We start from the raw sequence: 16,234 nt of genomic DNA, 5'->3' as shown, positions 1-16,234 counted from the left end.
CCCACCCATAGCGAACATCACGCGATCAACCGTCAGTGAATGTCGGGACCGGACGCTCAAACTGGGTCGATGACAGGTAGAAGCATAGCAGTCGAATAATTCGACGGACATGCCCTCCATGGCAGTTGTTTCACTTTGTAGTGATCGAACTCGAAATTGGCACGGCATGCGAAAAGCGCACCATTACGGCCTGCGCTTCGAACATGGTCCGTAGTTCCTCACACAATGTCCCCTTGTCGGCGAGCACTTCGCCCGTTCCGAAGAACCAATCGAAATCAAGTCGCTCCTGAAAGCCTCGCCCCATACCGGTACCGAGCATACCGATCTCAAACCAGATCGAGTGATCACCGCGCGCGAACACGGGTTGTATGTTAGTGAAAGCGAGTCCTTGCGCGCGCTCGTCGACGGGATCGTCGAAAGCGGGTAGGAGCTTGGCCCCGACGGCGTCGGGGGTAAAGTCGAGGCTGGTACCATCGTCAAAGATGCAGCGTGTGGTTTTAGGCTTGAGACTGCCGGTCTCACCGACCTCTAGGTCGAGCAGGATTTCCGCTACCGCCTTGTTGACGCTATTTGGCAGATTGAGCGACAGCGCGAGCTTGGTGGGTGCTAGAGCCAGCACCGACTCTTCCTCGATCGGCGTTTGGTCCGCTTCGAGGTCGATCTCCAGCGATCGAAGTGCTTGGCGCGCGGCGATGTCCCCGAGCAACCTGAAACAGACCGAGAAGACCAAAGTCGTCGCCGGCCTTGCCCGATCGAAGCCGATCGCCGTGAGATCGAAACGTGCGCGGCGGTAGATATCGGGTAATTGTTCGCCTTGCCCCGGCAGGTAGCCATAAATCGCTCCGGGAACTTGGAATTCCATGAAGCGCACGAAGTCGGCGTGCTCCAGCGCGAAGTCGTCGGGTAGATTGAATCCGTTGCCATTGATCAATCGGGCGAGATGCGGACGTTCGATGGGCGTGCCGAGTGTTTCGACGCTCTGGCTTACTAATACAGCCACATGCGACTGATAATGGCTCGGCGAGCGCGGCGTCTCGACCTTGCCGCGCGGCCACACCGGAGCTGCGGCGGGACCGGGCCCAAACATGGAAATCCGTCGGCTGGCTGCGTCGAGCCTCGCATCAATTTGCTCGACAAGCATCGGCTTGGTCACACCCTCCGAACCCGGTACGGCCCCATGGATGATATTGAAATTGGGGCTTATCCGCGACCATTGCGGCGGTGTCTGATCGCTGGCTTCGGTTCGTGTCGCCGAAAGGCCATTATAACGGATCGTATCAGCTGCAAACGCGTCGGGCACGCCGTAGGTTAGTGAGCGCAGAAGGATTGGCACCTCGCCCGGTCGCTGCAGGAAGACGCTGACCGCCCCGCGGCGCGCATCGAGCGGCACGAGCAACAAGCCAATACTCATTGTCACGTCGGCACCGACTGCGATGGTCGCCACACGAAGCCATGGCTCGACCGGCGAGGCACCTGGCGGAAGGGTGCTTACGGTACTCCAGAAGGTCGGATCTATCGCGACCTTCGCAATCCATAGCTTAAGGTCTGGTCCGGCCCTTTCGATCTTGAGCCACTCGCCCGCTGGCAGCATGGCCGGTGCCGCATCCACGGGCATGAAGGCCAATGTCGATGGTACGGCGAGTGCCTCCAGCCAATGCGTTTGCGCGAAATGAAAAACGTCGACTGGCGAGGGCGACGCCACAAGCCATTCCGCAGCGAGATAACGCTGAAGAACGACCTTAACGAGGTGGTTTTCATAGTCGATCGAGGCCGGCGTGATCGTCCCATCCGTTCCCAAAGTCTTGAGCGCCAGCAGGTAGCCGGTGTTGGCATACGCTGGTGCGCTCGCCGCAAGGCTGTCGAAGGTGAGGCCGATGGGCCCTTCGGCAGGAGTGACGAAACGTTCGGCGACCGACTCCGGTATTGCGATCGGCCGCGCCTCGGGACCGGGCCCGAACTCGCTGCTGACTGATTCGATAACCAGCGTGCCGTCGAGGATGCTGTAGCGAATCGCGGAATCGATCCGCGCGGAGACACGATCGGCCAGCCCTCCATAAGCGAACGGCTGTTCCTGCAACATCGCCAGGAGTGGGGGGGCAACCAGTGCGTCGCGTTCAGGAGGCCGGGTCAACGGCATCAGCGCACGCAGCTGCGGTCGCGGCAAGGTCAGGTGCGAACGATCGGCGAGCATGACGATGCGGCGCCAAGCTCCTTCCTCGAAGTTGCTGCTACCCGGCGGCGACGTCGCCAGGACACTCGCCTGGCCGGTGGCGATCGCGCCAGCGTAGCGTGACCGGAGCGTGAAGCGATGCCGAAAAACCGTCGCCGAAGGCTTCTCCCACTCGATCTCGACCAGGCGCGTGCGTGCGCCGCCAGAGGTGATGTCCACCGTCTGCGGCTCGTAGTCGGCATCGTCGCGGCCGAGAAAGGCTTCGGTCTCGAAGCGCAGCCAGCTGGCCCCGCGATTGACGCTCCCCCATTCCGGACGATCCGACGGAGACGCCAGATCGAGCTCGAGCGAGGCTTGCGCTTGATATTTGACGGGACGGGAGATCGAGCGGGGATCGGCCCAATGATAGATCGGCTGGCCCATGAAGCGCCAGCGCTGGGTTGCTGTCTCCACCCAGCCAACTTGGCGCCAGCACCAGAGCCGGTCATGCGCTTGCCGGTCGACGTCGACCGCAAGCTCATAGCTGCGCGCGATACCGCGCGGCGTATGCACAACAATTGAGTCGACGAGGGCGGCCCATTCGTCACGCCGCGTCTGCCAGGGATGCACATTTGTCCCGGCAACGAGCGGCCCGAGCATTGTCTCGATCTGCACATCGGGACCGGCAAAGATCCAGTGGTCCCCTGCCGTGCTTGCGATCGTGCCTTCCGCCCATTGCAGCAGGCGGTCGTCAATCACGGGCGCCGACCCGGCGCCGACCGCAAAGTACCGGGCGGCGACCAATGAGCGCACTCGGAGCCGGCTGACCGACCCGGCCGGAGTGTTGATTCTGAGGCCGTGGGCGCCACTGGTCAGCCGCAACGGACCTTGGTCAATGCCGGAAATCGACAGCGGAAAACGGCAAAGTCGATCGACTTCGCTGAGGATGTCGCCGAGCCGGCGTTCGGCCAGAGCGCGGTCGATATCCAGCACCGCCTCGATTTTCTCGAACAAGCGGCCAAGGTTTGGGAGGCTGAGTTTGAGATGCGCCGCAGCCAGGCTGCCGGCGCTGCTGATCACCTCGAGACGGTCGGCGAGACTGTCCTGCGGCAGGAGTTCGATCAGCAATTCGTCGACCAGTGGATCGGGCAGCGAATCGAGCAAGGGCAAGAAGGAGGCGCCGCGTTCGCGATCGAGCTCGGCACCCATCAGCAGGTCAAGAAACGCATGCCCCCGGTCCAGGTTTGCGCCGAACACGGCTTGGAACAGCGGGCGATATTCCATCGCCCGAGCAAAGTCGACTGAGCTTACGCGCGGCGCGCTGAGCATCAATTGTGCAGGCTTGCGGACGGCCTCGGTCCAGATCGGCGCGTCGGCGGCAGCCAGCACGAGGTTTTCCGGCCGGAGCGGCGCGGCCCCCCTATGGTGGGCCGGGTCCCGCAAGCTGATCGATGTGTGGGGCGAAGGGCCGGCCAGCTTGACCCGGATCCAGACAGGCACCGAGGAAGGCCTTGCTGCGAGCACCTGACCGACCGTCGTCCCGTCGATCGAGATGGTCAGTAAGATTTCACCGCTCTGTTCGCTGATCCGCAAAGCCACCGTTGTTGCCGCCCCAGCCGGGATCGGGACCCATGCATAGGCCCCATTGTGGTCCTTTTGGAGACTGGTATCGGGAGCGCAGAGCGCCGCAAAGCCGACCTGCGCATCACCCTTCCAGCTGCGAATCTCATCCAGGATGATATGTTGATCGTTGCCGGGCTCGACGGCGAGCAGACCGACCCCGTCCTTGCCGCGGAAGATGTCGAGGATGTTGCTGTCGGCGATGCCGCCCAGCGACAGATGCGGATAGTCGAGCGCAAGCGTCTTGGTGGCTTGGGGAACTACGCCGATGCGCCGCTTCGAAGACCCTTCGAGCAACTGAGCGGCTCCGATCGCCGTAGTCCGTGAAATCGCATAACGGGCAATCCAATCCTCTTCGATCCGGGGATCGGCGCTCGGCAGCCACGGCTCGTCGCCTTGGACCGGGTGCGGCAGGCTTCCGGCCCGGCCGACAGCGCAGCCGACCGCTTCGATGACGGAGCCATATCCAAGGGCCGGTGCGGCGGCGCCGCAGTTCACCGCCCTGGGATAACGCGTCTTGACCAAGGGATAGGAAGCTTCGTTCGGTCGCGCCATGGGCATGAGCAAGGTGTACGGCTTGCCGTCATAAGGGAGGAACACTTCTCGCCGACCGTCATTCTCCGAGACGGGGATCGGGCGGATCGCGCAGTCGAAGCTAGGTGTCGAGATTGCTTTGTCTCGCATGAAGACAAGCTCGGCAAGATTGGTCCAAGACCAGCGAGCCGCCTGACCAGGCTCCGACACACGATTGAGCAGCAGCGCGATGCCTGAGAATGCGGCCGCAAAATCGTCGGTGGTGCCATCATCATCGGCGTGCGCATCAATCAGGAAGCGGATGGCGATCGGCTGCGGCACCGTGTCGGGGACGAAGCGTCCGCCGAACGGCAGCAATTGGTCGACTGCCGGTTGCATGGCAGCCGCGGCGGCCGCGCACAGAATATCGATGGCGTCCTGGTCGATGTCGAGTGGCGGAGAGCCGACCGGGTCGGCCGTCGCAAAGAATTTTGCAAGATCACTGATCGGATGGGCAAGGACGTCGACGATCGGCTCTATCGACACTCCGGTATGCGCAATGAACCGCTCGTGCCAGAACCGCCAGGCGGTGACAGCGTCCTGAAGGTCGCGCAAACTCAGGTCAATATTGGTCAAATCTGCGTAGAGCTGGTCGGTGAACAGCGATCCTGCGGAAATGCGCGCCGCCTCCAGGCCGTTACCGCCGTCCTTGTCAAAGAAGGCCCTCAACCTCTCGACCGCAGCTTGCCAAGCACCGCGGATTTGTTGGTCATCGAGAGTGTCGTGGATCGCGTCCCTAATCCAGGAAACAGTAGGATCTTCGATCAGCTTCAGAATCCTGAGCGTCGCTGCCTCGGTGCCGGTCTCGCTGGCGCTTTGTGCATCGACCTTGACGAGGTCCATGGTCAGCAACTGCGACAGGATGTCGGCATAATTGCGCGTATCACTCGCGCCGGTGCGGGCGCTCTGCACTAGATCGGCCGCCGTCGCGGTGAGTAGAGCCCATTGCGCCGGATCGTCGAGATACTGATAGGTCGTCAGTAGCGCATCGAGAAACCAGACCTCGGGCGCGCTCGCGCCGGTAAGGCCGGCGATGTCGCGCAGTTCATCGATGAATTGCTGGCGCTTGTCGGCATCGGGCAAGGCGCGGCGCCCGCCCGCGATCGCCAACTCCGCCACCCGCTGTTGCACGGCGCGTCGCAAGATTTGCCGCCGCTGGTCGGGCGGGGCATATTGGACGGGCGGGGAAGGTTCATCGGCTCGTTTGACCAATTCATCATCGAGATATTTGAAGAACGGCGCGAGCAGCGCACCGTCACGCACGCCGCCGGCCGGCCGGCCGCGATCGGGACGTGGCATGATCATGGCCAGCAGCAACGTGTCGAGTGCACTCGAAAGTCCATAGACGGCGGTCCAGACCAGCCGGCGCAGATAAAGCAGAGGATCCACCTCGATCTTTTCGAGCTCCAGACCTTCTGTCCAATCGATCGATCGCGCGAGGATATTGCCGGACAGCACCGATCCGGCCTGGGTCTCGAATCGCCGCAGCAGCTTATACATATCAGGACTCTCGTCCGAGGGGCGCACAAAGCCATCCGGGCCGATCATCATCGGCCTGCCTCCTGTGTCGGCAACCGGCGGGGACTCGAAGCCGAGGAAGGTGACTCCGCCGACAATGATCGGAGCAGTGTAAGCGTGGCGGAGCAATTCACCCGTCACCCCGCCGCCGGGCGGCCCGTTGAATGCCTGCTCCAGTTCCGCGCCGGGCGGATAGGGCATGACTAGCAGGCGCTCGGAAGTTGCCAGTAACTCCGGCTCATCGGTCAGCAGAATTACCGCAAGCCCGCAATGCTGCGGCGCCGGGGCAACCTGGCTGGCCGCCGAAAGCAATAATTCATGGGCATTAATGTCGGTGGCGGTTCGCGCCAAATCAGTGTTGCGGCCGTGAACATTACCGGCTTCGGCGAAGATCTTCGGGCGCGGATAATGGTGGAGCCAATCGATCAGCCGTTGCTGGGCATCGGCATTGAACGCGCGCGCGATCTGTGGTGCGGGGTCGGCCAATCTCCACTGTGGCCCATTTTCGATGTAGATGGCGAATTGAAGCGATGGCAGACTCTCGAGCGCCTCGATGATCTTCACCTTGGCGATGTCGTTATCGACTTCCTCGGTGGCGATCGAGAGACGGACCGAGAGGCCGAGCCCGTCGACGTGCATTTCCCGAGGTTCCCGCTCGGCGATACAGCTGATCCACTCGCTCATCCTGCCCTCCTGGCTTCGGCGAGCCCTTGTGCGATTTCGTGCGTTTCGCGGTCGACCGAGAGATCGGAGGCGGCGACCGACCGCACCTCGCTTCGGTTGCCGTTGCCAGCGCTATCGCCGCCACTCTTGATCGGATAATTGGCCTCGCCCCCGGCTTGGACCTTGAAGAAGCGGGTAATGCGGATTTCGATCGTGAAATCCCCACGCGCGTCCATGCCGCCATCATCCTTATAGCAAATGCGAAGCGTCTGGCCGAGGTAGCCGCTGGCAATGCCCAGCACGTCGACAATGCCAGCGATTAGCAACACTAGGGAAATGCCGAGGCCGCCGCCGGATCCCGAGATCAGCTTTCGGTAGGTGAGTACGCCGCTCAGCGTAATGAACATTGTTCCGGTAACGCCGACGAAAGCGAACCCTATCGACGCCGATCCTCCGACCGCGGCATCCACAATCACGGTAAGCTCGTCCTTGAACGGCCGATATTCGACGTCGACCGAAACCCAGCCCGTCCCGCCGAGGATGAAGATCGAGAAGATGAACGGCCGTTCCGGGCGCGACAGCTCGAACCGATTGGAGAGGACGAAGTCGGGATAGGCGACCAGCCGGAATCGATTGGCGATGGCGATGTTCTGGACGCCGCTGGTAACGCCCATCAGGCTGATCGGCGGCATGTCGAAGACATGTTCAATGCCGATCGGGATGCCGTCGCGCTTGATCAGCGCAACGCCGCCGACCTCGTCGGGAAAGATCGTCGCAAGCGACTTCTGGATGAATTCGAGGCTGGGATTGAGCTTGATCTTCGAGGGATCGAAGTCGACGTCCATGCCGCCGCCTTCGCTATAGGTGATGGAGACGTCACGAAGCGTGACCATCGTCTGGCCCGCCACGACACAGTCGAAATCCGCTTTGAAGGTCGTCCTGCCCTTGGTCTCGACCTCACCTTTATCCTTCGATGCCTCGAGCTTGAGGAAGCCGGTCAGCTCGGCTTGAACGACCTCGAGCTGGAACGGCCCAATCGCGAACAATGTGCTGCGTTTCTCGATCTTGACCTTGACGTCGATCTGGACCCAGGCGCGAAAACTGCTCTTGTCGAAGTCGTGCGACACCTTAATATTGTCTTCGAGGCCCTTGGGGAGCTTCACACCCTTGAACAATTTGTCAAGCTGGAGGCCACCGAAGTTGTTGAAGATCCGGCCGATGTCGAACTTCGATAGGTCTACCGGGAGTAAATTGTCGCCGATCTTGTCGAACGGCAGACTGAGACCCAGTGCTTTGAGGCTATCGCCGAGCTTGCCGAAATAGGCTTCGATCTCGGTGGTTTCGACTACATCCTGCAGCGCGCCATAATAATAATTGAGGCGGTCTCGGACGAAATCGAGATTCGGAAGTTCCGGGACCGAGGCCGCTGCGGCCATTGCTCGCAATATGTTGCCGGGCGCCGCCAGCACGCCGTCCGCGAATAAATTCGATGCCGCGCTGGTGATCCGATCGGCGTAGGCTTCGGCGGCCTCGCGTGTTTTCGATAGGGTCTCGCCGACCTTCCGGACGTCGTCGTCGAGCGTCTTGAAGCTATCGTAAAGCTCTTGGAATCGCTCGGCATCGGCGATGATGTCGTCAATGTCCTGGTCGGACAAACCGATCCAATCCTGCGCGGCCTTCCGCCACTCGTCGAGCACCGCTTGGCCTTGCTTGACCAGTTCATTGCGGAGATCCGATGCCTTCTGAACGACGGTGTCCAGGGTTTCGCAAATCTCCTGCTTGAGGTCGCCGAACAGCTTGCCGACGCCTTCGACTTCGATCTGCTTGCGGAACGTCTCGAACAGTTGGCCCAGTTCGGTCCGGAACGCATCGATATGCTGCGATGCATTTCCGGCGAAGATATCTTCCGGCAACCGATCGATGGCGCCGTCGACATCCGCGGCATCGATCAACGCCTCGGCCACCTCCTTCGACAAGGCGGCTGGCTGCAGCCGCTTCTCGACCGCCGCGACCTTGGCTTGAAGTTCGTTCGCTGCACAATCAATCCCTTCGAACGCCATCGCAATGCCGTGTTCGATGGAAGGACGCACCGCCTCGACCTCGCATGCGAACGCATCGATCATGAGATTGGTCCAGCACTCGGCCCCCTGCACCAGGTCAGCCCCGGCAACGGTTGTGAACAGATCGTCCATCGCCTTGGACGTCGGCGTGTGGATATCGGCCAGGAGGTCGCCTATATGCTGGCGCAGCGTCTCCTCGGCGTCAGCCAGATCGGCATCGAGATTGGCCAGCTGTTGATCCGCTTCGGTCTTGCCGGCTCCTATCGCCGCGGCGAGCTCGGCAACCGCAACCTGGCTCTCGCGGTCGATCCGCTCTGCCAAGATGTCCGCGGTCGTCGGTAGCGCAGCAAGCTTGCCATGTGCATCTTGCAGCAATTCAGCGAGGCGAGTCAGCTGGGCTGCCGCCGCACGCGCCTGTGCCTCATGCGCATCATGTTGGTCGGCCCATTGCAAAAGTCTCGTGCGCGCCTTTTCGAGCGGGCTGTTCGGGCCAAATTGCCGGGCCAGCGTTGCCCCCAGGGCGGTCGTCAACTGGAGGATATGGGAACGGGCCTGATCCAGATAGCCGATAATATCGGCTTGCCCGACAGTTAGGGCAGCAAGCCCTTGCCCGGCCGCTTCTCCGACCGTTTGGGAGGTGGCATCGATCTCGGCCGACAGGCGAGCACGCGCGTCCGAAATTGCTTGACCCAGCGTCCGCGCGGCCTTCTTAAACAGGTCGTCGATCTTGCCCTGGAGCTCGGCAAGGCGCGCCTCCGACCAGGGCTTGGCCTGGTCAACGGTCTGCTTCAGCGCCCCAAGGTCGCGGCCCGTCCGGTCGACTCCGGCCAACAGCTCGCCGCGGCATTGCTTGAGGTTGTCGCGTGCGCTTTCGATCGCGTGGCGAACCGTCCCGAACGCTGCCGTCGTCATCTTGAAGCTGGGCTCGACCGCTTCGGCAATGAGCTGCCTGACATAGGCGCGAAGCGCGTCCCGGTCGGCCAGCCATGGCGGGAAATGCGCGGGATCAACTGTAGCGAGTAGGCCTTGGTCGAGCTCTGCCTTGACGGCGCCGAGCTCGCGGCTCAGGGCATTTTTGCGGGCAAGGAAGGTCGCTTCGAGATTGGCGCCGAGTTGCTCGCAATATTTCGTTCCTTCATCCGTTAGCAGAGCTTGCGCCGCGTTGCCGAGTGGCAACGCGTCGACGAACGGCTTCTTAAACGCGTCGATCGCCTGCTCGAGACGCTGATCATTAGGCAGGGCAATGAGCTGGTCGCGCAGGGCGACCAGCCGTTCCTTCGCACCTGGTGCGCCGGGGCCGCTTGCAAACATGGTCGCGGTCGCCTTGAGCTCTTGCGACAATGCAACCAGCGTCTCCGGCCCATGGGCGAGTGACTCGCCGTGGCGCCAGGTCGAGAGCAACGGCTCTGCCCGCTGAGCCTTGATATTGCGGGCGATGTTCAGCGCCGCCAGGCCCGGAGTGCCGGCATCGGGATTCTCAACGGGCTTGCCGGCACGCATGAAGGTGATCGTGCGTAGCGCAGCATAGACTGGCTTCTCGCCGCGCCCGGCATTGATTCGCGTCCGTTGCGACGGAGGACCGAGTCGCCAGGTGAAGCGACCGAGGCCAAGCGGCACCGCGGCCGCTTCGCCTTGAAAGCTCTTGGCTGAGCCGCTGAGGTCCGGCGGCGTCGCGGCGAGCGCCGTCTTCGGATCGGGCGGGCCGAGCGGGCTATAGTCGACCAGGGCCCGCTCTTTCCATACATCCGTATCTTCCCCCGTCTCACGGGTTGTGTCGGCGAAGAAGTACAGATTCTCGGGGTTGTCGCATTCCTGCCCAGCTTCCTCGAGCGCGCCATGTCCCTCGCAGGCAGTGAGAAAGCTGACATCGGGCCGGCCATAGACTTGCGGGCGTTGGCGTGCGGCGTGGCGGTTCCATAGCGGCACTTCCCAGCCGATGTCGCCGACATCGCGGCCCCAGGCGCTATCGACCGGAATGATGCGACTGTTGAAGCGAACCGCGTTCAGGAAAGAAGAGGTCGAGACCGCGACACCGGCAAAATCGGGATAGCGTCGTTCGGGTTGCATGAACTCGACATATTCGGAAAACTTGCGCAGCACGGCGCGACGGGAGCGCGTGGCAATGGCAGCAGCAGCGTCATTGTCGCCGGGCTCGGCGATCGGCGTGAACTGCGCCGAAGGTGCTACTGATCTCTCATAAACTATAACGTGCTTGCAGCGGTGCCAGAGGGCTCCGACGCGACCGAGCACTTCTACCCGTTGCCGCTGGATGAGCCCCATGCGGGTCTCGGTGATGATCTTGACGCGTCCGTTTGCGAAACTGACGGTCTGGTCTGCGTCCGCGCCGACTGGCGAGAGTGCGACATTGTCGACAATACCGCCGATCGGTTCGGGATCGGCCAGCAGCATCTCGAGGATGTTGTGCGATTCGAACGGCCAGAATGGTCCGCCCGACAGCCCCAACGAGTGAAACCGTGGCCCCTTGGGATGGCTCAGTAGCGGCGCCGCCTTGATAATCGCGGATGCTTCATCGACCGCGAGCGGCGGCCGGTGCAGCGCGGTCGTGCGCACCGCGAACCGGGCGCGCTTGAAGGCGGCGGGCGGATAAGCAATCTCACTATCGGCCACGCGCGAGATTATCTCGATCCGCTCCGGCCGACTGGCGATGGCGCGGCGGACATCGCCCCAGCGCATCGATGAAGCCGGGCCGGCGAGGCTGGCTTCACCGGGAAAGCTGCCGAGCAAGGCCTCGATCTCGACGGCACGCGCACTCCGGGATGGCCCCTCCTCGAGCGCGGGCAGCAGCGCGGTCGGCAGCCCATAGGCGAACTCGGCACGCAGCGCGAGCAGCGCGACGCCGCGGGTTTCTCGGTCGCTGAAGATCTGGTCGCTGGACGCTTCGGGTGGGTAATAGGCCCGCTCGTCCTCGCTCGGCGTGACCCAGATATCGGCCGGCGGCGAAAGGCGGAATTCGACTGCATGCCGGCGCAGCCCGCGAGCATGGGCGTCGGGTAGCGGGGGCAGGATCTCGACGCCGTCGACCGGCACCGCATCATGCAGCTCGAGCCGGCCCGGCTTGTCCATGCTCTCGGCGCGCAGCTGTGCCTGCTGCACATAATGATAGGGATCGCCGCTCTGGCGAAATTGCCAGAGCCGCGTGTCGCTGTCGTAGATGGCGGCGATCGCGGTCGACTGATCACCCCGCGCGCCGAGCGGCAGGCTCCAATTGCGGCGGAAAACGAACGGTTCGGTGCCGAGCGTGACGCTAGAACCACGCGTGCGGTCCATTTCGACTTGTTCAATCAATTGCGCAGTGAGACGACGATCACGCTCCCCGCCAACGGTTTCGTCGGTCAGCAGAACATAACGGCCGTCCGGCTCAACGGCCTCGTCGAACAAGAGCGGCCGCGCGAGAAATCGGCGATCGCCCCGCATGATATCGATCGCAACCGGTGTCGCCGCATCGAGTGCGAACCGAAAATTGGCCGCGAGTCGCAGCCGGTGGCCCGATTCATTGCGTTTGGTATCGGCGATGCCAATGCGCAATGTCGACGCTTCGAAATCGGATTCCGCAAGAAGCGGGCCATTGGCGCGCCGGAAGTCGAGGCCGCCAAGCGTGCCGCCGGCAGTGACTTTGATATCCGTTTCCTGCACTACAGCAAAGCTAAGGAAATACCCGACATCACCAGCTTGCGGCGCCCGAGGTCGCAGGCGGACAGTGATATCCGGCTGTCGGGGTCGGTGAAAGGCGGGCCAGCGCGCTCTGAAGCCGATCGATGGAGGCAAAATGTCGGCTCTACCCAATCGCTCAGGGGCGAGCAGACTGGCCGCATAGTGCGGTCGGGACGCATCGCTGCGTAGGATCCCCCCATTCCGTTCTAGTAGGCCGGCGACATCTGCGACGAGCGCAAACAGAGTGTCGGATTCTTTGTCCGACAACGTCATGGTTGGGATGGTCGATTGCGGCTGCTGGGGTTCGATGCTGGCCAGTTGATCGTAGACCGGTCTGGCCATAGCGAGACCGGCGCCGAGCAGTTCGGCCGGACTGGCGCCCTTGGCTAGATCGATCGATGTATTACTCAAGCCGGACGAGGTGACGCGGATCGACGCTGCCAGGGTCAGCTGAAGATCGACCGGTGTGGCAGCCGTGCGCCAGACATCGTGGCTATCAAGGCGGCCCTCGGCTACGATCGCACCATAGAGAGTCTTTCCGAGCTTGAGCCAGCGGTCGCGTCCGGGCTCAATGCGCAATTGAAATTCGGCATTCTGGATCCGAAGATCGGGCCCATCCCTGTCGACGCTGCTACCGACGAGGAAGGCGAGTAAGTTTGAGACGACGCCCGGTGTCTTGAATGCGGTACGCTGAATTATACGGAAGCTGCCTCCATCGCTCGCAGCAATGACGATGCTGGGAAAGACCGGCAGATTGGGCGGTGCGACCGCCACTTCTTTGAATGCGGATTGCGAAGCAGGCCCGCTCAGGCCGAACATTCGGGCCAGCCCGATCGGCGCCTGCTTGGCGATCGACCAGTGATTGGCGTGGGTCTGCGCCCAGGGCGGACCGCCGCTCGGCTTGGCAAGCACAAATTCGAACCGCCCCAACGTCTTATCGCGCGGCTGGCTCGCTAAGCCGCACTGATTTCCGCGCACCCCGAAGAAAATCTTCTGCGCCTTGACCCCGATAGCGCCATTGTCCGTTTCGTCGAATGAGGAGTGGTAGACGCTCGACCAGCCGCAAATGGACAGAGGACTATCGTTCTCCGCTAGCATTGCTGCTTGGGGCAAAGACAGCGCAAGGTCGAACCGATAATCGGTCTTATTGTCGCGGCCGACGACAAGCGCGCTCAACCGGCTTCGCCTATAGTCGCCGGCCCCGCGTTGGGAGCGGACGATAGGCAAACGAAGACTTAAACCTTCGAACGTTGTTGCAACTGATGACAGCGCCCATGGAGCAAATTGTTCGAGAGCGCAGATGCCATCGAAACTAAGACGTGCGCCCAAGAGATTAGCGGCTTCGCGGGATGCTAATAAGAAGATCGTTTCTTGGGTGCCATCGCCGAGCGCGATCCTAAGTCCCGCTTCGTCAGTCTGAAACAACGGGATCGGTGTCACCTGCGAGGGCAGCGGCACCCAGTGCTTGGCTGCAGCGAGGAGGTCCGCGCGCGGAACCCAGCGTAAACAAGCGACAAGTGGCACGCTGGGGCCAAGCGCTAGATAATGAATTTCGACAACACCGTCTTTCTCATCGACGATCTCGCCGGCGCCAGAGTAGGGAAGCGGGGGCCAAGCGAATGTCCCGAACGCGCGAAATGCGACAAACCCTTCGATCATCGACGAGCCCCCAACGGTTGGACGTAGACTTTGACCTAAGCTTTGTAGTTATAACCTCGTGATCTAAGAGCGCTACTTCAGCTATCAGCGCCGCCGACCCGAATGCAGGTCAATCCGGCGCGACCTTTTTGTCAGCAACAATGTTGCCAACATTTTTAGTGACGATCTCTTCCAAATTGAAAGTTGTTCCACCTGACACGGTAACGTCGATACCGACAGGCGGATTCTGCAAATCCCAAAGATAGGCAAGCAACACTTCTGATCGGTCACAGATGCAGCCGTGGGTCCAGTCATCAAGCCGGTGCTTGCCGTGGATATAGTCGCCATGGTCGGGCGCGCCGCCTACGGGATTGAGGCGCGCGCGAATCGTTCCCCATTCCACTTGCATGTCCCGACGTATTCCATCACTGGAAGCGACGTTAGTACCGACCTTCTGAATGCCGTAAAAAGGCTTTAGCGCGCCATCGATTGTTGCCTGATTTGTGCTCTCATCGCCGCGGATATCGAGACGCAGACGATATTGGCCATCGTCCAGAGGATTATTGCCGCCGCCCCCGGAAAAAGCGGTTGCACTTCGCACGACGGTTGCGCCGTCTAGCAACTTGAGGTCGCCGGTAACGGCTCCAAACCTGTTCGTGGCCAGCTTATTAAAAGTGATCGTCAGTGCCATTCACGTACCCTCAGTCAGTACCACACAGTTTCGCTGGATGGCGGTGGAGGAGCGTAGCGGGCTGCCCGTTGAAGTCCATAATTATTCGCCGAGCGTCCCATCCTCATCTCCACCATGAACCGAAATCATCGACTTGCACGACACGCAATTCATAGTTTGGTTCGCTCACCCAGGGGCTGTATTCCTTATGGTAGAGCGAACAGCTTGTGATCAAGAGAAAAAAATTAACAGCACTGACGCCACGAAAATCTGATGTTTCGACATGCTAGACCTCTCTGAACAAGTTCAGCCTGTCGCATTGCTGAGAAACTTTTAGAGATATTATTTACGTCTGCATCAGCACTCGATTCCGATATATTCATCAGAACACTGTTTCCAGTATCGGCTACATTAGCCTACTAGCAATGGATTTGCCCGGCACATTAATAACCCCTGAAGTCGCATTTTTATAATGACTACCGAGGCTCGACCTCACATAAATAAATATTTAAATCGGTTTTTCGTCGACTTGATAGTAGCCCGCCGATATCGACGCATTAGAATCAATGGCAATATTTGTTATAGTTGATGGCAATATTAATTCATTTTCACCGCGCGGGCGCCGCATGCAGATCTCGGATTGCCCTAGACCTCAGCAGAGCTAACGGTGATCGCACTGGTAGCTTTCTGCGCAGCACTCCCCACTTAGGATTACAAAAATCGCACGACTGACTGGTTTCGGTCGGTCCTGTTGAAAGGTTGATTTTCCATGTTCCCAGAAGACTGATCGATGAAATCGGATTTTTAGCGTGCTGCAACGCGAAATCTGAATCCGAATCTCTCTGTGATGATTCAAGATCTCAATCTCAGATGGGTACTTTGTGGCCATGGAAACCAAGACCGACTTTTTCAACAGAAAATTGACTAGTAGCCGACAGTAGGCTCAGTCCGCTTTCGGCCGAGGCTGCGTAAAAACGTTTTAGAACACATTTGACAGTCGGGACTAGAGCAAAAATCGCGCTCCTACGCAAATTTCTGGTCTGCTGATTAACACAAGCACAAGCAGATTTAACGTAGCAACGCAGCCTTCAAAACGGCGCATACATTATCTCACACTCTGGACCAGAAGCAGACTGTCACGGCGCGATGACCGATGATTGCTCGCTTTGCGGCTAGGCTGTGCTCCATACCGATCCGCATATGCACGCGGGTCGCTCGCGGTGTACTCTCGGCGACCTGGAGCACAGTGCTTGTTCTCTAATGTGTTTCAGCTTCGTCTTCGCCATCATAGTAGTCGACCAAGCTTCCTGTCACTTCACCAACCTTAAACTCGTCCAAAGCTCTGGTGCTGAGCAGCAAGGTATTTTAAGTTTCGATGCTGAACCCAAATCGCGACCGTGCACATCGTACTCCTTTCGATGAGAGCCGCTTGCTGAGCCAGCAACAAGAACCTTTAAGCCATCATCAAGCGTAATAGAGTTCTGGCCGACTGCTGTCAGTCGCGAAGGGCCGTAACTTATCCGAGCAAAAGTCTATCGATGACTATTTGGCAAAAAACGGTATTGCAACGATTTTCCATAAAGTATTAATAGGATTTATCACATCTAAAACTGTTCAGAAAACTGTAGGTTCACCTACGCAGTAATCAATGAATTTTTGGATAAAACATTC

Annotated in this window: 3 protein-coding genes; all 3 read right to left on the bottom strand. The window is 60.3% G+C overall.

Going from position 1 to position 16,234, the window contains the following annotated elements; all coding sequences use genetic code 11:
* Positions 1-130: 130 nt before the first annotated feature.
* The 3 genes from KGB20_RS02340 to KGB20_RS02330 all read right to left on the bottom strand — a co-directional run bounded on the left by KGB20_RS02340 (position 131) and on the right by KGB20_RS02330 (position 14,584).
* Positions 131-6,544 (bottom strand): hypothetical protein, encoded by a 6,414-nt coding sequence (locus tag KGB20_RS02340; RefSeq protein WP_223531969.1) that lies wholly within the window; start codon positions 6,542-6,544, stop codon positions 131-133.
* On the bottom strand, positions 6,541-13,914 hold the full coding sequence (locus KGB20_RS02335) for a hypothetical protein (protein ID WP_223531967.1): 7,374 nt from the start codon (positions 13,912-13,914) through the stop codon (positions 6,541-6,543). Before KGB20_RS02335 ends, KGB20_RS02340 begins: the two co-directional genes overlap by 4 nt.
* Before the next feature lie 109 nt (positions 13,915-14,023).
* Positions 14,024-14,584 (bottom strand): hypothetical protein, encoded by a 561-nt coding sequence (locus KGB20_RS02330; protein ID WP_223531965.1) that lies wholly within the window; start codon positions 14,582-14,584, stop codon positions 14,024-14,026.
* Positions 14,585-16,234 lie beyond the last annotated feature (1,650 nt).

This window comes from Pseudomonas sp. BF-R-30 (assembly GCF_019956175.1).
In the GTDB taxonomy this organism is placed as follows: Bacteria; Pseudomonadota; Gammaproteobacteria; order Pseudomonadales; family Pseudomonadaceae; genus Aquipseudomonas; species Aquipseudomonas jessenii.
This window is presented reverse-complemented; position numbering and strand designations above follow the sequence as displayed.